Annotated in this window: 26 protein-coding genes, 1 tRNA gene and 2 pseudogenes; 13 read left to right on the top strand and 16 right to left on the bottom strand. The window is 39.7% G+C overall.

The window, feature by feature from the left end; genetic code table 11:
* Positions 1-64 precede the first annotated feature (64 nt).
* The 13 genes and pseudogenes from ACZ42F_RS10800 to ACZ42F_RS10740 form a co-directional block, all read right to left on the bottom strand.
* On the bottom strand, positions 65-415 hold the full coding sequence (locus ACZ42F_RS10800; RefSeq protein WP_464278987.1) for a hypothetical protein: 351 nt from the start codon (positions 413-415) through the stop codon (positions 65-67).
* A gap of 12 nt (positions 416-427) precedes the next feature.
* Positions 428-874 (bottom strand): GatB/YqeY domain-containing protein, encoded by a 447-nt coding sequence (locus ACZ42F_RS10795; RefSeq protein WP_464278986.1) that lies wholly within the window; start codon positions 872-874, stop codon positions 428-430.
* Positions 874-1071: pseudogene (rpsU, locus tag ACZ42F_RS10790) on the bottom strand (30S ribosomal protein S21). The gene ACZ42F_RS10795 and the pseudogene rpsU overlap by 1 nt, the downstream one beginning before the upstream one ends.
* 107 nt (positions 1072-1178) lie before the next feature.
* The gene (locus tag ACZ42F_RS10785) at positions 1179-1361 is read right to left on the bottom strand and encodes a hypothetical protein (RefSeq protein ID WP_464278985.1); all 183 of its coding nucleotides are present in this window, start codon (positions 1359-1361) and stop codon (positions 1179-1181) included.
* A 21-nt stretch (positions 1362-1382) separates the two neighbouring features.
* Entirely contained in the window at positions 1383-1655 is a 273-nt protein-coding gene (locus ACZ42F_RS10780; RefSeq protein ID WP_029966564.1) for an HU family DNA-binding protein, read from the bottom strand.
* 151 nt (positions 1656-1806) lie between these two features.
* Complete coding sequence (locus ACZ42F_RS10775; RefSeq protein ID WP_464278984.1) at positions 1807-1968, bottom strand: hypothetical protein; 162 nt, start codon at positions 1966-1968, stop codon at positions 1807-1809.
* A gap of 2 nt (positions 1969-1970) precedes the next feature.
* On the bottom strand, positions 1971-2585 hold the full coding sequence (rsmA, locus tag ACZ42F_RS10770; protein WP_464278983.1) for a 16S rRNA (adenine(1518)-N(6)/adenine(1519)-N(6))-dimethyltransferase RsmA: 615 nt from the start codon (positions 2583-2585) through the stop codon (positions 1971-1973).
* On the bottom strand, positions 2572-3054 hold the full coding sequence (locus tag ACZ42F_RS10765) for a DUF2062 domain-containing protein (protein WP_464278982.1): 483 nt from the start codon (positions 3052-3054) through the stop codon (positions 2572-2574). The genes rsmA and ACZ42F_RS10765 overlap by 14 nt, the downstream gene beginning before the upstream one ends.
* A 64-nt stretch (positions 3055-3118) precedes the next feature.
* Positions 3119-3694, bottom strand: coding sequence for a peroxiredoxin (locus ACZ42F_RS10760; protein WP_464278981.1), 576 nt, complete (start codon positions 3692-3694; stop codon positions 3119-3121).
* A complete protein-coding gene (locus tag ACZ42F_RS10755; protein ID WP_464278980.1) occupies positions 3666-4184 on the bottom strand; it encodes a TlpA family protein disulfide reductase in 519 nt (172 codons plus the stop codon). Before ACZ42F_RS10755 ends, ACZ42F_RS10760 begins: the two co-directional genes overlap by 29 nt.
* Positions 4174-4692, bottom strand: a complete 519-nt coding sequence (locus tag ACZ42F_RS10750; protein WP_464278979.1) for a ferritin family protein — start codon at positions 4690-4692, stop codon at positions 4174-4176. The genes ACZ42F_RS10755 and ACZ42F_RS10750 overlap by 11 nt, the downstream gene beginning before the upstream one ends.
* A gap of 20 nt (positions 4693-4712) precedes the next feature.
* Positions 4713-5216 (bottom strand): thiol peroxidase, encoded by a 504-nt coding sequence (tpx, locus tag ACZ42F_RS10745; RefSeq protein ID WP_464278978.1) that lies wholly within the window; start codon positions 5214-5216, stop codon positions 4713-4715.
* 126 nt (positions 5217-5342) lie between these two features.
* A tRNA-Leu gene (locus ACZ42F_RS10740) sits at positions 5343-5429 on the bottom strand.
* Positions 5430-5604: 175 nt separating this feature from the next.
* Between ACZ42F_RS10740 and ACZ42F_RS10735 the strand changes: the two genes are divergently transcribed.
* From ACZ42F_RS10735 to ACZ42F_RS10700, 8 genes are all read left to right on the top strand, one after another.
* A complete protein-coding gene (locus ACZ42F_RS10735) occupies positions 5605-5934 on the top strand; it encodes an Hpt domain-containing protein (protein WP_029966527.1) in 330 nt (109 codons plus the stop codon).
* Between the two features lie 6 nt (positions 5935-5940).
* The gene (locus tag ACZ42F_RS10730) at positions 5941-7767 is read left to right on the top strand and encodes a PAS domain-containing protein (RefSeq protein WP_464278977.1); all 1827 of its coding nucleotides are present in this window, start codon (positions 5941-5943) and stop codon (positions 7765-7767) included.
* A gap of 50 nt (positions 7768-7817) precedes the next feature.
* Positions 7818-8825 carry a hybrid sensor histidine kinase/response regulator gene (locus tag ACZ42F_RS10725; RefSeq protein WP_464278976.1) on the top strand — a complete coding sequence of 336 codons (1008 nt, stop codon included), beginning with the start codon at positions 7818-7820 and terminating at the stop codon, positions 8823-8825.
* Between the two features lie 65 nt (positions 8826-8890).
* On the top strand, positions 8891-9109 hold the full coding sequence (infA, locus tag ACZ42F_RS10720) for a translation initiation factor IF-1 (protein WP_029966523.1): 219 nt from the start codon (positions 8891-8893) through the stop codon (positions 9107-9109).
* Entirely contained in the window at positions 9110-9640 is a 531-nt protein-coding gene (locus ACZ42F_RS10715; protein ID WP_464278975.1) for a PHP domain-containing protein, read from the top strand.
* Positions 9595-9963 (top strand): PHP domain-containing protein, encoded by a 369-nt coding sequence (locus ACZ42F_RS10710; protein WP_464278974.1) that lies wholly within the window; start codon positions 9595-9597, stop codon positions 9961-9963. The genes ACZ42F_RS10715 and ACZ42F_RS10710 overlap by 46 nt, the downstream gene beginning before the upstream one ends.
* The gene (locus ACZ42F_RS10705) at positions 9963-10703 is read left to right on the top strand and encodes a peptidase U32 family protein (protein ID WP_464278973.1); all 741 of its coding nucleotides are present in this window, start codon (positions 9963-9965) and stop codon (positions 10701-10703) included. Before ACZ42F_RS10710 ends, ACZ42F_RS10705 begins: the two co-directional genes overlap by 1 nt.
* Positions 10691-11158, top strand: a complete 468-nt coding sequence (locus tag ACZ42F_RS10700) for a U32 family peptidase (RefSeq protein ID WP_464280255.1) — start codon at positions 10691-10693, stop codon at positions 11156-11158. The genes ACZ42F_RS10705 and ACZ42F_RS10700 overlap by 13 nt, the downstream gene beginning before the upstream one ends.
* On the opposite strand, the gene larC is transcribed toward ACZ42F_RS10700, so the two are convergent.
* The 3 genes from larC to ACZ42F_RS10685 are packed head-to-tail and all read right to left on the bottom strand — an operon-like array spanning position 11126 to position 13308.
* Positions 11126-12310 (bottom strand): nickel pincer cofactor biosynthesis protein LarC, encoded by a 1185-nt coding sequence (gene larC / locus ACZ42F_RS10695; protein WP_464278972.1) that lies wholly within the window; start codon positions 12308-12310, stop codon positions 11126-11128. The genes ACZ42F_RS10700 and larC overlap by 33 nt on opposite strands.
* Before the next feature lie 45 nt (positions 12311-12355).
* On the bottom strand, positions 12356-12673 hold the full coding sequence (locus tag ACZ42F_RS10690; RefSeq protein WP_464278971.1) for a putative nucleotidyltransferase substrate binding domain-containing protein: 318 nt from the start codon (positions 12671-12673) through the stop codon (positions 12356-12358).
* Positions 12571-13308: a DUF294 nucleotidyltransferase-like domain-containing protein gene (locus ACZ42F_RS10685; RefSeq protein ID WP_464278970.1), complete on the bottom strand. Its 738-nt coding sequence runs from the start codon at positions 13306-13308 to the stop codon at positions 12571-12573. Before ACZ42F_RS10685 ends, ACZ42F_RS10690 begins: the two co-directional genes overlap by 103 nt.
* A gap of 184 nt (positions 13309-13492) precedes the next feature.
* Here ACZ42F_RS10685 and ACZ42F_RS10680 point away from each other — a divergent pair, with 184 nt between their 5' ends.
* The 5 genes and pseudogenes from ACZ42F_RS10680 to ACZ42F_RS10660 all read left to right on the top strand — a co-directional run bounded on the left by ACZ42F_RS10680 (position 13493) and on the right by ACZ42F_RS10660 (position 17165).
* Positions 13493-13759 carry a hypothetical protein gene (locus ACZ42F_RS10680; RefSeq protein ID WP_029966507.1) on the top strand — a complete coding sequence of 89 codons (267 nt, stop codon included), beginning with the start codon at positions 13493-13495 and terminating at the stop codon, positions 13757-13759.
* Positions 13759-15332, top strand: a pseudogene (locus ACZ42F_RS10675) (sodium/solute symporter). Before ACZ42F_RS10680 ends, ACZ42F_RS10675 begins: the two are co-directional and overlap by 1 nt.
* A 77-nt stretch (positions 15333-15409) precedes the next feature.
* Positions 15410-16075, top strand: a complete 666-nt coding sequence (locus ACZ42F_RS10670) for a CBS and ACT domain-containing protein (protein ID WP_029966503.1) — start codon at positions 15410-15412, stop codon at positions 16073-16075.
* A 44-nt stretch (positions 16076-16119) separates the two neighbouring features.
* Complete coding sequence (locus ACZ42F_RS10665) at positions 16120-16755, top strand: sugar phosphate isomerase/epimerase family protein (protein ID WP_464278969.1); 636 nt, start codon at positions 16120-16122, stop codon at positions 16753-16755.
* A 149-nt stretch (positions 16756-16904) separates the two neighbouring features.
* Complete coding sequence (locus ACZ42F_RS10660; RefSeq protein ID WP_464278968.1) at positions 16905-17165, top strand: glutaredoxin family protein; 261 nt, start codon at positions 16905-16907, stop codon at positions 17163-17165.

Below are 17165 nucleotides of genomic sequence, written 5' to 3'. Positions count from 1 at the left end.
GATAGACAACGAAAAATAGCCTGTTTTAGTTTAAGAGGTTCTTCTATGCTCTCCCAATACTGGGTTAAAAGAGAAAGGGAGAGGGATTTCCCTTTTCTAACCAGCTAAAAACCTTGTCTTGCTCTACAAAAAAACTTTGCAACCCCCAGAGGTCTTCCAGACTAAAAATAAAAATTTCTTTCTCTAAAGAAGAGAAAAGAGGAGATAAATCTGGAAAAAAATTCAAATTAAGGGGCTGATGAACAAAAAGCTCCCAAAATTCCCGAAGCAAATTCTGACTTTCATTGATATCTTGCAGGGAAGAATAGGGTTTTAAATTACTAAAAAAAGACTTCCCTCCCTCTGAAGAGGTTCCTTGCTGAAAAAACTGGAGCACCTTTTCTAGCTCCAGGGCTTTTAAGGTTTTGGGGTGCATAGTATATGGATTTTAAGAAGAAAGTTTTTCTCGAACCAATTGACTTAGTTGCTTACCATCCACCTGGCCAGGATACTTTTGCATTAGATAAGACATTACCTTGCCCATATCCTTAAGACCAGCAGGCTTTAACTCCTTAAGGGCATTTTCTATCGCCTCTTCCATTTCTTGGGCAGACATCTTTTGAGGCAAATAAGACTTTAAAATCTCCAGTTCTTGTTCTTCTTTTAAGGCTAAATCTTCTCGACCACCCTGCCTAAATTGAGTGGCAGCATCTTCTCTTTGCTTGGCCTCTTTACTTAAAACCTTTAGAATTTCTTCCTCAGTCAGAGGACGCTTTAATTCTACTTGTTTGTTTTTTAAGGCTGTCTTGACCATACGCAAGACAGCCACTTTTAATTCTTCTTTAGCCTTTAAGGCCTGCAAAAAGTCTTTTTCCAGTTGAGTAACTAAAGACATTACATGGACCTTAATTTGCGCAATTTTTTCATCAAGCGCTTCTTTGCTGCAGCTTCTTTTTCTGCGCTGCACGCCAGGCTTTTCGTAGTGTTGCCTTTTTTCAACTCAGAAAGAATCCCAGCTTTTTCCACCTGTTTCTTAAACTTACGCAAGGCAAACTCAAAATTCTCTTCTCCGCTTAAAAAAACTCCTGGCAAAAAAATCACCCCCTTTATCTAAAAAAATCGTTCTCTTTTAATGCTGAAAAAGAAAAAGGCAAGGAAAAAGACTCCCCTTTTCCCTTGCCTAAAAATAACCAATTCTTTTAATGAGCCTTACTTCTTTTCTCTTTCAAAGTATCGGCAATGGATTTAAAAACTACAACTGCTACCCCTGTGCCAATAACAGCTAAAACTCCATAAAGCACGCCAAAGAAAATGGCATGGTCTGGAGACCACCAGGGAAGGTCTTGGGGCAACATGCTTTGAATGGTCTCACCATGTAACATCGTTTTCTGACCTCCTAAAAACTACTTAACAGCATCTTTAAGCATCTTGCCAGCGCGGAACTTTACCACCTTACAGGCAGGAATTTGAATTTCTTCTCCTGTACGAGGGTTGCGACCTGTTCTAGCTGCTCTTTCGCCTACCTCAAAAGTACCAAAACCGGTCAAGGTCAATTTCCCCTCTTTGACCAAAGCCTCTTCCACAGAAGCCAAAAAAGCATTTAAAGCCTTTTCAGCAGCAGCCTTTGTTAAACCTGATTTCTCTGCAATCATGGCAATAAGATCGCCTTTAGTCATTATCAGTTCCTCCTTTTAAAACTTTTAGACCAAAAAATATCCCTACCCCTTTGATTATGCCTTTTTAAACAACTACAAAGCTAGCCAAAACAAAATTTTTAAGGTTTAGTCAAGATAAATTTAGGTTTTTGGCTAAAAAGTTATCTTTTTTCTAAAAAAATTTTAGTGCCAACCTAAAAAAATCCTCTTTACTTAAGTCTTCTGGTCTAACTCTGGGGTCCAGGTTTAATTCTTCTAGTTCTTTTTCCACTTTATATCCCAGATAATTACGCAGGATTCTTTGTAATTGCTTTCTTCTCTGCTGAAAAACCACTTTTAAACACTTTTGTAAAGATTTTTTTCCCTTGTATCTATTTCAACTTTTCGAGGATAAAAAATTAAAACCGAAGAGTAGACCTTGGGAGGAGGGAAAAAAACTCCAGGAGGTACAGAAAAAAGAATTTTAGGTTTACTAAAAAACTGTAACCAAACACTTAACAAACCATATTGCTTGTTGCCTGGCTTAGCTACAATCCTTTCTGCCACTTCCTTTTGCACCATAAATACAGCTAGTTCATAACTAAAAAGTTCACTAAAAATATTCCACAGCAGCGGAGAAGCCACATTGTAGGGAAGGTTCCCTACTAGTTTTAATTTTTCAAATCTATTTAAACGTTTCCAGTCAAAAACCAGGCCATCTGCACAGATTAAGCTTAAAAGTGGTAATTTCTGCCTGAGTGCTAAGCAAAGCTCCCAGTCCTTTTCCAGAGCAAAAAAATATCTATAGGGACTTTCTTCTAAAAGAAAAGTAAGTGCCCCCCTGCCCGGGCCTATTTCTAAAACAGTATCTTCTGGCTCTAGATTGAGGGCCTTTACGATTTTTGCACAAATATTTTTATCTTTTAAAAAGTGTTGTCCTAAACTCTTTTTAGGAAAATTAGGGGTTAACAAGATTATATTTCTTCTCCAATCTCTTTTGGTTATACTTTTTTAAAACCTTTACAAAGATAAAATAAGTTAAAATAGCCGCAGGTAGTCCCAAAATAGCACCACCTAAACACATCATTCCAAAGACATCCCAGCCAGCCTTTAATATCTCTTTCATCTCAAAGGAAGTTAAACTATAGGCGACTTCTCCTGGCCAGAAAAACTTCCCTACCAGATAAAAAAGATAATACAAAAAAGGGATATTTAAAGGATTGGAGACCCAAGTACCCAAAGCTGCACCCAGTTTATTGCCTTTAACCAAAAAGGCCAGACTTACTGCAGTCACTATTTGAAAAGGCACTATGGGTAAAAATCCCACAAAAACACCCACAGCTAAACCCAGGGCCACTTTATGGGGATGCGCTCTAATTCTTAAAATCCTCAAATACCAATAGCGGACATACCTCTTCAACCTATAAAAAAGCGTACTCACCTCTTCCTCTGTTATTTGGAATAGAGAGGAATTAAGAAGATTTTCCAGGCAGGTCAAACAAAAATTAGGGTAAAGAATCCAGGGCCTGTTCAATAACTTCCAGGGACGGGCGTCTGTTGATATCTTCTACATAAATCCAGCGAATAATCCCCTGTTTATCAATTAAAAACAAAGCCCTTTCTGCCACTCCATCGCCTCTAAGCACTCCATAAGTAGAAGCCACTTGACCGTGGGGCCAAAAGTCAGAAAGCACAGGGAACCATACTCCACCCATCTCCTTTACCCAGGCATAAAGGGTAGGTACATTATCCACACTAATACCCAGAATAACAGTATTGTGCTGGTCAAAAATAAACTTAGTCAGATTATACCCTGGCCACTGATCCGAACACACTGGCGTCCAGGCAGCAGGCACAAAGGAAAGCAATACATTCTTCTTACCCCGAAAATAAGAAAGGCGCACCTTTTTCCCTGAGATAGAAGGAAGTTCAAAATCAGGAGCCAGCTCTCCCACTTTGACCTTAAGCACACTATCACGCGGTTTTAGTTTACCCACCTGATAGATATTTAAGGCCTGGCTTAAGGAAAAGGCAGAGAAAAAAATCACCACACTAAGAAAAATTGTTTTTAATTTGAACATACAATTTCTTCCAATCCTGTAATTCTCCTGCATGCATATAAACAACCCGGAACCCCTTATCTGTTTTCTTTAACACAAAAAAATAGGGAGTACCTAAATTGCCAAAAAGCTCTAAAAAACGGTTTTGCTCATCCCAAAAAAGGGGAAATTCAATTTTAAAGGAGTTTCTAAAGACCTCTACTTCTCTTTTGGTATTCCCAATACCCAGGCCCAGCAAGGTCACTTTAGAAGCAGGAAAATCTGCTCTTAGTTTGGCATAGAGTTTATTGACCACAGGAGCATCTTTCTGGCAGTGGGGACAATACATATTAAAAATCTGCACTACCACCACTTTGCTTTCAATCTCATCCAGGCTTTTAAACTGGTAAGCAGGGTCAAGCCCGTTTTCTAAAGAAAGGTTAGGGAAAATCTCCCCCCTTTCCCAGGCATAACTATTGACTGGAAGCAACCCCAAAAGTAGCAAAACTAAAGCAAAAAACTTACGCGCCATCAAGACTAAAACCTCCTTTACCCATAGCCCATCCTTCTGGGTCTTCATAGTAATAACTTAAATCAGAAAGCAAAATATAATGCATTTTTTCTTCCTGGACCATTTTAGTTAAAAACTCTTTTACCACTGCACTTTGGGCTTCCTGTAATTTCTGGGAATAAAAATCCACCAAATTCAATTCAAATTCTATCCCCATATCCAGAGCTTCTAACTTCTGGGTACATACGCTTTTTTTATCTTTATACTTTTTTACCAGGTTCTGAAAAACCTCATTGGGAGTTGGCTCAAAGGGACATTCCCTGCAAACCACTTCCACCTCTATCCCTTTCTCCAGTTTGGCCACTATTTCCTTAATCCTCTTTATATGCTTTAGCTCTTCATCCCTAAGTAAGGTAAAAACTTCTCTGGTATAGGGGTCATTACATTTTTCTAACATGCTGGCATAAAAATTATATCCCCTTTCTTCCATTTCCAGGGCTTTACAAAACCACTTTTGTAACTCTTGCATCTTTTACTCCTGCAAAACTTTTAAGTTAACTTAGAGATAACTTCCAAAACTTCCTCATAATCTGGCTCCTGGGCTACTTCTGGAACCAGCTGGCTATAAACCAGATTCCTCTGGCCATCCAAAACAAAGATAGCCCTGGCCAACAAACGCAAATCCGCAATTAACACCCCTAAGGCCTTACCAAAGGAAGCATAGCGATAATCTGAATAGGTATGCACCTTTTGTCCTTCTAATTGACCACACCAGCGCTTTTGAGCAAAGGGTAAGTCCATGCTAACAATGGCAATCTCTACCTTGGAACTGAGCTTGCTGGCCTCAGCATTAAAGCGCCTTGCTTCTAAATCACAAACAGGTGTATCCAGAGAAGGAACACTGACCAAAACCAGAATTTCAAACCCAAAATCCTCCAGCTTAACTTCCTTAAGGTCATTGTCCACCACTACAAAGGAAGAAACCTTTGTACCCACAGAAGGAAAAGTGCCTTCCAGTTCAAAGGGAGCTCCCTGTAAAGTTACTTTAGTCATTATATCCTCTCCTTTTGCTATTTTTAAAACTATATAAGCCAAAACCATCCTCTCAGTAAAGAGGAGAAACAAAAAAAAGAAAAAACAAAAAAGCCCTTAAGGTGAAATCCTTAAGGGCTTTTTTCCTGGTGCCGGGGGCGAGACTCGAACTCGCACGGACCGAAGTCCACTGGATTTTGAGTCCAGCGCGTCTACCAATTTCACCACCCCGGCGAAGAGTTTCTTTTCTATCCAAAGCCTAAAAAAAGTCAAGTTCATTTTTTGCCCCTACTAAAATAGGTACCCCCTTTTCTCTAAACCTTTTCCCTTTTACAGAGCAAACCATTTGACAAAAAAACTATTTTTTTTAGAATGGATTTAAACTGGAAAAATTCTCAGGGAGAAACAAATGGATTTAAAAGAAATCAAAGCAAAACTGGAAAAAGAATTAAAATTAAAAAAAGAAATCATAGAAGATCTCCTGGAAAAATATAAAGAAAACACAGAAAAAGAGCTAAAGGAAATCAAGCAAAAAATAAAAGAAGCAGACCTTTCCCAGGCTAAAAAATTATTACATAAACTAAAAGGCACTTCCTTTAACCTGCGCTTAAATGACCTGGGTGAAATGGCAGCTAATTTGTACAAAAAAATAGAAAGTTTAGACCCTGAAGAGATAGATAAAAAACTTTTGGAACTGGAAGAAAAATTTAAAAAACTTTTTCAAAAGGCAAAAGATTAAATCTTAATGACTGAGAGTAAAGTTTTAATTGAAAATTTGCTGCAAAAATTATCTGAAGTAAAGACTTTTGCAGATTTAACGCAATTAACCACTTCTTTTTTCCTGGAGTTACTGCAGGCCAAAGCCGGAGCTTTTTTCCTTTACCAGCCCCACATCAAGTCACTCCAGGCCATTTACCATATGGGATTTGATTCCCCTCCTCCTCAACACCTCCATTTTTTACCCTTCAGGGGGTCTTTAAGTGGAAAAGCTCTGGCCCAAAAGCAAATAGCCTTGCACAAGATAAAAGAAACTACAGATAGTTTATTTGCTCCAGCCCTGGATTTTTTGCGTCAGGAACGCATTACCTTTGCTCTCTACCTCCCTCTTTATTTTTATGACAAACCCTTAGCTACCATTAACCTCTATTTTTTAAAAAAACCCCAAACAATAAATTTTAAGCTCTTAAATAACATAAGTCAGATTACGAGCCTGGCCCTAGGCAGCCTGAAAGAACTGGAACGCAAACAAAGAGAATTAAAAGCTCAAAATCTTAGTTTAAAAAAATTAAGGCAGAAAAACTTTTTACTTAACTTTGTCCTGGCTAAAAATAGTCTTTTTACCTGCATATACTTTACCAAACAAAAAACATTTTTCCCCGAGCAAAACTGGATTGAACATTTTAGCTCTCTTGCCAGTTTTTCTCTGGAGCAATTTTTTAATTCCATCCACAAAGCAGAGCAAGAAGAAGTAAAAAAACAAGTACTTTCCTTTTTAGCTTCAGAAAAAACAGAATTAACCATTGAATATAGGGTTAAGGTAAAAAAGTACTGGTATTGGGTCCAGGAATCCTGGTTAAAAGAAAGCAGGGAAAAGATTATCCTGTTAAGAAAGGATACAACCAAAGAAAAACACTATACAATTACCGCCCAGCTCCTTTCCAGTATTATTACCCAGTTTAAACCAGAAGTATCCCTAGAAGACTATTTATACAGGATATACGAAGAAATAAATAGGCACTTGAAGAGCAAAAACTTCTTTGTAGCTCTAGTTGATGAAAACAAAGATAGACTCATATTTCCTGTTTTTATTGATGAAAAAGATAAAATCTATGAAATAAAAGACATCAGCAATCCTCAAACCCAAAGTATGACTCTAGCTGTTATTAGGCGTCAAAAACCCCTTTTTTTAAAAGAAGAGCATAAAAAAATCCTCCAGGAAAAAGGTATCCTGGGTTGGGTGGGAACTTCTTCCAAAATATGGATAGGAGTCCCTCTGATAGTACAAAATAAAGCCATTGGTGCTCTGGTAATCCAGGACTATGAAGACCCTGAGTATTTTACAGTCAAAGAGTTAAAAATTTTAAAGTCTATTTCTCACTATGTAGCCCTGATTATAGAGCATAAAAAGAATTTAGAACATATTCACCACACGCAAAAAAAATTAGATGCAGCCATTAGTGGGGGCAAAGTAGGGCTCTGGGAAAGGAACCTTAGCACCGGCAAACTCACCATAAACCAAGAGTATGCCCAGATGTTGGGCTACACCAAAGAAGAATTGGAGCAATTAAAAGACCCCTTTTGGGACCTGCTCCACCCAGAAGAAACTTCTAAAATAATAGCAAATGATAGCAAACTCCTTAAAGGAGAAACTTCCTTTTCAGAGACAGAAGTGCGTTTAAAGGCCAAGGATGGGACCTGGCGCTGGATTTTATCCCGGGCTGTTTTAGGGGAGGTAAGTGAAGATAATAGACCTCTAACCCTTGTAGGTACACACATAGATATTCATAAACTAAAAGAAGCGGAAAAAAAGAACAAGAATTACAACAAAAGCTTTTTCAAAAACAAAAGCTAGAGTCCCTGGCTACTCTGAGTACAGGCATTGCCCATGATTTTAACAACCTTTTGCAGATACTTAGCAACAACCTCAAAAAACTAAGCAAGGAACTACCCAAGTACCATAAAAACCTTGATTATCTCTTACAAACCTGTTTGCGAGGTCAAAACCTCGTTAAACAAATCTTTAACTTTCTGGCAGAAGAAAAGGAAAAATTTATTCTTTTCAACTTAAGCCAGCAAATTGAAAAGTCTTTAGATATGTTTCAGGAGCTTATTCCCAGAGAGATTACCCTGCAAAGAGAGATTGAACCAGACCTTTACCTGCTAGGAGACCCTTCCCTTATAGAGCACGCCCTGTTTAACCTTCTTAAAAACAGCAAAGAAGTATTAAGTTCTAATGGACTTATTAAAGTAAAATTATCTGCCCAGGAGGATAAAGTTTTACTCCAGGTAGAGGACAATGGGCCAGGGATACCTCCAGAAATTCAAAATAAAATCTTTGACCCCTTTTTTACCACCAAAGCCATTGGCCAGGGCTCAGGCCTGGGGCTTGCCTCGGTCTACGGCATTGTTAAAAAACATGGGGGAAACATCTCCCTTCACTCTAGGCCAGGAGAGGGCACTACCTTTATTTTGAGCTTTCAACTAGCCTCTGGCCTACAGGAACCAGCTAATTTTAAACAAAGCTGGAACCAGCCTGCCTTTACCCGCCAACCACTTATTTTAGTAGTAGAAGATGAATCCATGATTTTGGAAGTGACCAGAGATTTCTTAGAAGAACATAATTTTAAAGTGCTCACCGCCCAAAATGGCAAGGAAGCTGTGGAAATGGTTTCTAAACACCCTCATCTGGATTTAGTACTTCTGGATATGGGCTTGCCTGGACTCAGGGGAGAGGAAGTAGTAGAGAAAATTAAAAATTTAAATTTTCAAGGCAAGATATTGCCCACCTCTGGCTATCTAAACCACCCCTTTGCCCAGAATCCTCAGCAATATGGCCTGGCTGGATTTATGGGCAAACCTTATGACTTAGACCAGCTTTTGCAAAACATCTATCAGGTTTTACAAACCTAGCCCAGCTTGACACCTTTTCTAACCTTACCTAACATCAATAAAATTAACCAGAAGGAGGAAGTTATATGGCCAAAGAAGAAGCAATTGAAATGGAAGGAGTAGTAGAAGAAGCCCTACCCAACGCCATGTTTCGCGTAAAGCTGGACAATGGACACGTGGTCTTAAGCCACATCTCAGGGAAAATGCGTAAATACTATATTCGTATTTTACCTGGAGACAGGGTAAAGGTAGAACTATCTCCCTATGATTTAACCAGGGGTAGAATCACCTATAGGTTTAAATAAATGTCTGAAATTGACCTACACACTCACTCCACAGCCTCTGATGGCACTTACCAGCCCAGAGAGCTTGTACACTTAGCCCAGACCACAGGACTTAGAGCCATAGCCCTAACTGACCACGATACAGTAAGTGGCCTGGCTGAGGCTTTAGAGGCAGGAAAAGAGCATCACCTGGAAGTTATTCCCGGATGCGAGTTAAGCGTCCAGTTTAAGGGAGTAACCCATATCCTGGGCTTATATCTAAATCCCCAGGCAGAAATTTTACAAAGGGAACTGCATTATCTGCGCCAAAAAAGACACCAACGAAATAAACTCATTGTGGAAAAGCTAAACTCCCTGGGCCTGGACATTACTTATGCTGAAGTACAAGCCAAGGCCAAGGGAAGTGTGGGCAGGCCTCATTTAGCCCAGGTATTGATAGAAAAAAAGTGGTTAACTCTGTGCAGGAAGCCTTTGATTCCTACCTGGGACCCAAGGGCAAGGCCTTTGTGCCCAAAGAAAAATTCACTCCTCAAAAAGCCATTGAAATCTTAAAAAAGGAAGGGGCTAGCGTCATTCTAGCTCATCCCTTTTCCCTAAATTTAGACCTGGAGGAATTAGCCAGGGAATTAAAAAAATTAAAAGAATGGGGTTTAGACGGTTTAGAAGTTTTTTATACAGAACATTCTCCCAGCTTAACCCAGGAATATCTCAGTCTGGCTAAAAAGCTAGACCTGATACCCACTGGTGGGTCAGACTTTCATGGACAGGTAAAACCAGATATTTTCCTGGGTGTAGGCAAGAACAACTTGCACCTACCCTATTCCCTTTTAGCCAATCTCAAAGAACAACGCTCAAAACAAGGACTCCCCTGCTAATGTTTAGACCAGAGCTTCTCTGCCCTGCTGGAGATGAAGAAAAGTTTTTCACAGCCCTAACCTATGGAGCTGATGCCCTTTACCTGGGAGGAGAAGAATTAAGTCTAAGGGCCAAAACCAAAGGCTTTTCTCTTCAGAACCTTTCCTCTTTTATCCAGATTGCCCATAACCAGCAGGTAAAGGTCTATTTTTGCCTGAACATCCTGGCCCAAGAAAAGCACCTGCCGCAAGTACAAGCTTACCTGGAACAATTAAAAGCCACAGAAGTAGATGGCCTAATCATTGCTGACCCGGGCGTAATTAGTTTGGCCCAGAAAATAGCTCCACACATTCCCATCCATTTAAGCACCCAGGCCAATACTTCCAACAGTGCAAGCATCCTCTTCTGGCAATCCCAAGGGGTAAAAAGGGTCAACCTGGCTCGAGAATTAGACCATAGACAAATAGCCCAAATCAAAGCCCAAGTGGGAGAAAGGGTAGAATTAGAAGTTTTTGTCCACGGAGCCATGTGCATGGCTATTTCTGGACGCTGTTTTTTAAGCAGTTATCTCAATCAGCGCTCTGCCAATCTGGGACTGTGCACCCATCCCTGTCGTTTTGAATATAAGCTAATAGAAAAGACCCGGGGACAAGAACTTTTTGAAGTACAGGAAGAAGAATTTAGCAAAATTTTGGCCAGTGAAGATTTGGGACTAATAAAATATCTGAACTGGTTTAGAAAAAGAAAATCCATTCCTTAAAAATAGAAGGCCGCAATAAAACCACTTCTTATCTGGCAAGAACTGTAGATGCCTACAAAACAGCCCTCTTGGATTTAGAGAAAAAGCAATTTTCTTTGCCCCGTTATTATAGCTACCTGGAGCCAAGTTTAACCAGGCCCTTAAGTACGGGTTTTTTTCTCTCTCAAAGAAAAATCTTACTTCACCCTTTGGCCCAAAAAAAAGCCATCCTGGGCCAGGTGGCTGAATCTATAGATTCCAATACTTACACCCTAAAGGTAAAATCCCGCTGGGATACCACTAAAAAGGTAAACTTACTCTTGCCCCGCCTAAAAAAAATCACCCTTGAACCTAAGGATTATGCCCTGGAAAAAGAAAATGGCGAAAGGGTTAGCCTGGCTCATCCTGGCTTAACCTATGTATTTAAAACCGACTCTCCCTACCTAGCTCCCCATCTTTTGCTGGAAGAAGTATAAGCCCACTTCTTCTTCTAAGAGTTTTTTGGCTTCTAAAAAGGAACACCCCTCTTGCCTTGCCACTGCTTTAATGTCTTCTGCCTCTATTCTCCATTGCTTTTTATCTGGCAGTTGAAAACACTTTAGCCTTACTTCTCCATAAGAGGTGCTTACCTTCTCTATCCATCTTTTTACCACCACTCTCCTTTCTAAGCGAATTCTAACCCCCAGGGTAAAGGTGGTTTTAAAAAAAAGGGATTGGATAGGAGCCAGTTTGTCTGGAGGGCAAAGCACCTGCAACAAGCCTCCTGGCCTGTTTTTTTTCATTAGACCTGGCAAAAAGAGTACATCCAAAGCACCTGCTTGAAGAAAAGTATTAAAAACCTCCCCCAGTTCCTCGCCTGAAAGGTGGTCCACATTGCTTTCCAGAAGGTAAACCTCCTCCTCTTCTAAAGCCATTTCTTCTTCCAACAAAAAACACCTCAGGCCATTAAAACCCTTATCCCAGGTGCCAAAGCCAACTCCCTGGGACAGCAAAGTCCCTTGCGGGGCTTTAGAAAATCCATCTACCACCCAATCCAGTAAAAGAGCGCCTGTAGGGGTTATGGCTTCAAACTCCAAGAACCTTCCAGAAAAAGGCTTCCCCTGCAAAAGCGCAAGGGTGGCAGGAGCAGGCAAAGGTACTTTACCATGGCTTATCTCCACTTCTCCCTGCAACCAGGGTAAAGGACTGGCCATAACCTTATCTACTCCCAGCTTTTCTATTCCGCCCAAAGCCAGCACCAAATCCACCAGGATGTCTTCTCCGCCAAGCTCGTGGAAATGCACCTCTTCTGGTTTTTGGGAGTGAATTTTAGCTTCTATTCTGGCCAGTTTAAAAAGAGCCTCTTTTACTGTGGTAAAGAGCTCAGGAGAAAGCTCTAAGGAAGAAAGTAAGTCCAGCAAGTCCCTTAGTTTTCTATTTTTGTGGGTTTTCGCCAATCTAATTTCTAACTTTTTACCCAGAACTCCTTCTCGACTAAAATTTTTAAACTCTATTTTTACCTTTAATTTCTGCTCTAAAGAGCTTACAAGGTCAGAAAAATCCACCTGCATATCTGCTAAAGCAGATACCAGCATATCTCCGCTAATGCCCCAGCTAAGGTCCAGAAAAAGTACTCTTTTACAGGCCATAATTTGCACTCAGACTAACCAGATCCACAAACTTCTGCAGATAGTTTAACCTTTTTTCAACAACTTCTTTTCTTCTTTGGGCAGTAAGTGAGGGTTTAAAAAATTGATTTCTCCCTTTTGTTCTAGTGCCTGTCTTAAACGCTTGGCCTGGGCCCATTCCCAGAGGTTTTGCAACTCCTTTCCCATCTTTTCTTCCACATGCCCTTTTTGAATTAAAAAGGAAAGCCTCTCTAAAGTATGGGCCTTTACAAAGCCATATTTCAGGCTAAGTAATCTCGTAGCATTGATGAGGTGGGCCAAAATACTTTTTTTAAGGTTAATTCCCCGTTCTTCACCTTTTTTTCCAGAATAAAATTTCCCCAAAAACTCAAAGGGACACGGAATTGTAAAATTTCTTCTACCAATAACCTCCAGATAACCGGGTGTTTCCGAATAGTTTCTAAAACTTCTGTACGCAACTGAAAAATCTTTTCTTTTTCTCCATATAAAGGTTTAAAATCCAAAATAAGTCCTGACTGCCAGGGTCCCCTTTCCTTAGGGTTTTCTAACCAAAATAAAATTTTCCTTTTCCACTCCTCAAGGGTGCCTCTCCACTTTTCTTCAGAAATCATCACCTTGCCAGGACAAAGAGGTAAACCTGCACCATCTAAAGTCAGAACTATCCTCTGACAAACCTCCTCTAACTGGGCCTCATCCAGTTTTTCTTTTGGTAAAACCAGGCCATTATCCTGATCTGAACCCAGGACTTGCTCTCCTCGTCCTCCTGAACCAAATTCTAAAAACACACATTTCTTCAACCAGGGAAACCTTCTGGCAAAATAATTACAGACCTCTATAGCCAGGGCCTCGTTAAACCTGGAAATAGCCAGACTTACCTCTCTAGCACTTTTGCCCTCTTCTAATAACTTTATCACCATGGACTGACGCCAGGCTCTAATTTTTTTGAGTCGTCCACTTTCTAAAAGAAGGGCTAAATCTTTACGCTCGGTTAAAACCATCGCTTCTTTCCCTGGCTAAACGGATTTTTTTTTACCTTAAAAGGAGCATATTCACTCCTAACGGTCAAGGAGTATTTCCCATTCCATTCACCGAAAGAATATAGACTTTTTTATTGATTATTATAATTTAAATGCATCTTTAATGTTTTAAGTCTTGTTTCACTCAAGACAAAGGAGGTTTACCATGTCTAATGTCCAAAAAATAAGAAAAAAACAGCTCAACTTTGCTCTTAAATTTGGCATTCCTTACTTTCTCTTTATAATTGTAATGTATCTAGCTGTATATATTGGCAAAGAAACTATTATCAAGATAAAAATATTTTCTTTGCCCCTACATTACTTCCTGGTAGCTATTTTTATTTACCCTCTTACCTGGTTAGTTTTTGGCTTTTATGTAAAAAAAGCCAATGAAATGGAAGATAATCTGGAAAAAATAGAAGGAGAAGAATAATGGAATTAGGGTATCAGGTTCCCATTACAGCCTTAGTTTTAATTGGCCTTATGCTGGCCTTTACTGTGATTACCACCTGGATGTTTCGCATCCAAAAAACTTCTGCTGATTATTATCTGGCAGGCAGAAAGGTAAATAGTTTTATCAATGCTTCAGCCATTTCCAGTGATTATTTAAGCGCTGCCTCCTTTTTGGGAGTAGCAGGCATAGCTTTTTTAAAAGGCTTTGATGGCATCATTTATGCCTTTGGTTTTTTTGTGGGTTATATTGCTCTGCTCTTATTTTTAGCCTCTCCTTTAAGAAAATTTGGAAAATATACTGTGCCTGATTTTGTTTCTGAGCGCTTTCACTCCAAAACAGCCAGAGTTTTAGGCGTAATTGGAGTACTTTTTGTCTCCCTCTTTTATATGGCTCCTCAGATGCTTGGCGCTGGCAAGGTAATGGGCTTGCTCTTAAATATGGAATATAAAACAGCTATTGTGGTGATTGCCATCATCATTACCTTATACGTCTCCATCGGCGGAATGAAAGGTACCACCATAAATCAGTTGGTTCAGTTCTGGATTCTTTTTGGTGCTATGTTTTTACTTGCCTTTATTCCCTTTGTACTCAAAGGCTATACCTATACGGATATTATCAACTTTTTACACTCCTTAAACCAGCCAGAGCCCTTAAAAGACACCACCTTTGTAGGCGCCAGTTATACTGCACCTGGCTTTTGGCTCACCAATCTCAAGGATACCTTTTCCCTGCTCCTGGCCCTTATGTTTGGTACAGCAGGTCTTCCCCATATCCTGGTACGCTTTTATACAGCCCCAGATGGCAAGGCTGCCAGGCGTACAGTTATTTATGTACTTATGTTAATAGGCCTTTTTTACATCTTATCTCCTTATGTAGGGCATGTGGTCCGCTATGTGTACATGCAGGCAGAGTCCTTAAACTTACCCAAGTACCTTACCTACTGGCTGGCTCAAAACGGTAAAAACTTAGCTGTACCAGTAGCTGGTTCTTACTTTGGCGGGCAAATACTTTTAGGTATTGTGGTGGCAGGCGCTTTTGCAGCTATTTTATCCACAGTAGCTGGTCTGATTATTGCCTGTGCAGGTGCCATTGGCCACGATTTGGTGGTAAACATATTTAACCCCAATATGCCCGAAAAAACAGAGTGCGCATTGCCAGGCTTTCTTCCTTAATCATAGGTCTTCTGGGAATTCCTTTGGGATTTATTGCTGAAAACCTGCAAATTGCTGTTCTGGTGGGTCTGGCCTTTGCCATTGCAGCTTCTACCTTTTTCCCTGTTCTGGTTATGGGGGTATGGTGGCCCAAAATGACCAAAAATGGAGCTATTGCTGGCCTTTTGACCGGTATTATTGGTTCTTTTATCATGATTTTGGGCAAATCTTACCTGCCTTCTATCTTACAATTTAAAAACCCAGGTGGCTTTGTTATGCTTTTGACCTTTTTAAACATCATTCTCTTTTCCAAGCTGGAATTGGCCCAAAAAGGTGAAAAGGCCCTGCCTCCTGATGTGGAAGAAATAATGGGAGTATTACACGGCCCAGAGAAAAATTAAAAAGGGTTGCCTTAAGCATGGATAATGGTTAGACTTTTCTGTATAAAAAATTAAGTTAAACCAGAAGGAGGAAACTAATGTTAATCAAAGACTGGATGACCAAAGAAGTAATCACTGTTACTCCAGATACTTCCATGCTTAAGGCTTCTAAAATATTAAAAGAGCACAATATTCGCAGGCTCCCGGTTATTGACGAACAGGGAAAATTAATAGGCATCGTTACTGATAGAGACATTAAAGACGCCTCTCCATCCAAGGCCACAACTCTGGATGTTCACGAACTTTATTATCTGCTTTCAGAAATAAAAGTAAAAGATATTATGACCCCCAATCCCATTACCATCAATGTAAATGATACCGTAGAAAAGGCAGCCATAACCATGCTCAAGAAAAAAATTGAAGGCATGCCTGTAGTAGATGAGGACGAAAAGGTAGTGGGTATCATTACAGACACAGATGTTTTCAAAGTCCTTATTGACATTACTGGTGTATATCTGGGTGGCATCCAAATGGGATTTACCCTGGAAAATAAACCCGGCACCCTCAAAGCCATTTTAGAAGTTTTAAAACAACACAATGCTAGAATTACAAGTATTTTAAGTTCTTATGAAAAACCAGTTCCTGGGAAAAGACAGGTATTTATTCGCATTCAAGATATGGAAAAATCTGAAGAAAACAAACTTAAAGAAGAACTGGAAAAGAATTTTGAACTCCTTTACTGGATAAGAGATCACGTAGCTTAAACCAACCAAGGGAAAGCCCAGGGCTTTCCCTTGAAAAAGTTAATATGGATTTTCTTCCCCTTCTTTCCACAGGCTCTCTTTTTCACTTACCCTTAGAACAGATAGCTTCTATAGGACAAAAAGCTGGATTTAGGGGCCTGGAACTTATCTTAAATACTCCAGAACTAACCCAGGACCTGGAAAGGTTAAAAAAAGTAAATTCCCTTCTTCCCATTCGAAGTATCCATGCTCCCTTTCGCAATTGGAGTCTTTGGGGTGGTTATTTAAAGGCCCTGGAAAAGACCATAACTCTGGGACAAAAGCTAGAAAGTGTCCAAAACATTACCCTTCATCCTCCCTTACTACGCCTGGGACACCTGGGACATTTCTGGTGGTTTACTAAAAGCAAAAATTTACCTCAGGATTTAAACTCCTCTCTTCCCCTTTCCCTGGAAAACCTGCCCACCATGGAAAAAGACCCCTTAAATCATAAAGGCTTTTCTACCTATTTAAAGTTATGCGCAGAAAAAAAACTTTTTCTCACCCTGGATGTCTGTCATTTGGGAGTAAGTAAGGAAAATATTTTAAAGGCCTTAAAAGTAGTCTTTGCAGAATGTTTTACTGCTCTAAAAAATATCCACTTTTCTGATGCCAGGGGACTAAAGGAACACCTTTTCCTGGCCAGGGAGACTTGCCTCTAAGCCAATTTATAACTAAACTAAAGCAATACAATTATAAAGGTTTACTTACTCTGGAAGTAGGCCCTGCCTGTTTGCCAAAACAGGAAGAAGAGATTATAGCAAAATTAAAATCTTTTTTAAACCAACTTTAAACCTCAAAAGGAGTTCTTATGCCGAACAAAGATATTGTTCTTTTTGCTTTAAGCACCTGTATACACTGCAAAAACACTAAAAAATTCCTGGACCAAAAAAAAGTTGATTATGATTGCATCTATGTGGACCTGCTGGAAGGAGAGGAAAGGGGAAAGGCCATTGAGGAAATCAAAAAATACAATCCAGACCTATCTTTTCCCACTTTGGTAGTTTTATCCAATGGCAAAGTAGTGGTGGGGTTTCAAGAAGATAAAATTAAAGAAGTTTTGGGATGCTAA

Source organism: Desulfonauticus autotrophicus (genome assembly GCF_055381725.1).
Note: the sequence above shows the minus strand (reverse complement) of the source record. Positions and strands in the feature narration are given on the sequence as shown.

Bases quoted from the DNA above. Each gene is read 5' to 3' on its own strand.
- ACZ42F_RS10800 (WP_464278987.1), bottom strand. From the start codon at position 415: ATGCACCCCAAAACCTTAAAAGCCCTGGAGCTAGAAAAGGTGCTCCAG.
- ACZ42F_RS10795 (WP_464278986.1), bottom strand. From the start codon at position 874: ATGTCTTTAGTTACTCAACTGGAAAAAGACTTTTTGCAGGCCTTAAAG.
- ACZ42F_RS10785 (WP_464278985.1), bottom strand. From the start codon at position 1,361: ATGTTACATGGTGAGACCATTCAAAGCATGTTGCCCCAAGACCTTCCC.
- ACZ42F_RS10780 (WP_029966564.1), bottom strand. From the start codon at position 1,655: ATGACTAAAGGCGATCTTATTGCCATGATTGCAGAGAAATCAGGTTTA.
- ACZ42F_RS10760 (WP_464278981.1), bottom strand. From the start codon at position 3,694: ATGTTCAAATTAAAAACAATTTTTCTTAGTGTGGTGATTTTTTTCTCT.
- ACZ42F_RS10755 (WP_464278980.1), bottom strand. From the start codon at position 4,184: ATGGCGCGTAAGTTTTTTGCTTTAGTTTTGCTACTTTTGGGGTTGCTT.
- ACZ42F_RS10750 (WP_464278979.1), bottom strand. From the start codon at position 4,692: ATGCAAGAGTTACAAAAGTGGTTTTGTAAAGCCCTGGAAATGGAAGAA.
- tpx (WP_464278978.1), bottom strand. From the start codon at position 5,216: ATGACTAAAGTAACTTTACAGGGAGCTCCCTTTGAACTGGAAGGCACT.
- ACZ42F_RS10735 (WP_029966527.1), top strand. From the start codon at position 5,605: ATGGATTTAAAAGAAATCAAAGCAAAACTGGAAAAAGAATTAAAATTA.
- ACZ42F_RS10730 (WP_464278977.1), top strand. From the start codon at position 5,941: ATGACTGAGAGTAAAGTTTTAATTGAAAATTTGCTGCAAAAATTATCT.
- infA (WP_029966523.1), top strand. From the start codon at position 8,891: ATGGCCAAAGAAGAAGCAATTGAAATGGAAGGAGTAGTAGAAGAAGCC.
- ACZ42F_RS10715 (WP_464278975.1), top strand. From the start codon at position 9,110: ATGTCTGAAATTGACCTACACACTCACTCCACAGCCTCTGATGGCACT.
- ACZ42F_RS10705 (WP_464278973.1), top strand. From the start codon at position 9,963: ATGTTTAGACCAGAGCTTCTCTGCCCTGCTGGAGATGAAGAAAAGTTT.
- larC (WP_464278972.1), bottom strand. From the start codon at position 12,310: ATGGCCTGTAAAAGAGTACTTTTTCTGGACCTTAGCTGGGGCATTAGC.
- ACZ42F_RS10685 (WP_464278970.1), bottom strand. From the start codon at position 13,308: ATGGTTTTAACCGAGCGTAAAGATTTAGCCCTTCTTTTAGAAAGTGGA.
- ACZ42F_RS10680 (WP_029966507.1), top strand. From the start codon at position 13,493: ATGTCTAATGTCCAAAAAATAAGAAAAAAACAGCTCAACTTTGCTCTT.
- ACZ42F_RS10670 (WP_029966503.1), top strand. From the start codon at position 15,410: ATGTTAATCAAAGACTGGATGACCAAAGAAGTAATCACTGTTACTCCA.
- ACZ42F_RS10665 (WP_464278969.1), top strand. From the start codon at position 16,120: ATGGATTTTCTTCCCCTTCTTTCCACAGGCTCTCTTTTTCACTTACCC.
- ACZ42F_RS10660 (WP_464278968.1), top strand. From the start codon at position 16,905: ATGCCGAACAAAGATATTGTTCTTTTTGCTTTAAGCACCTGTATACAC.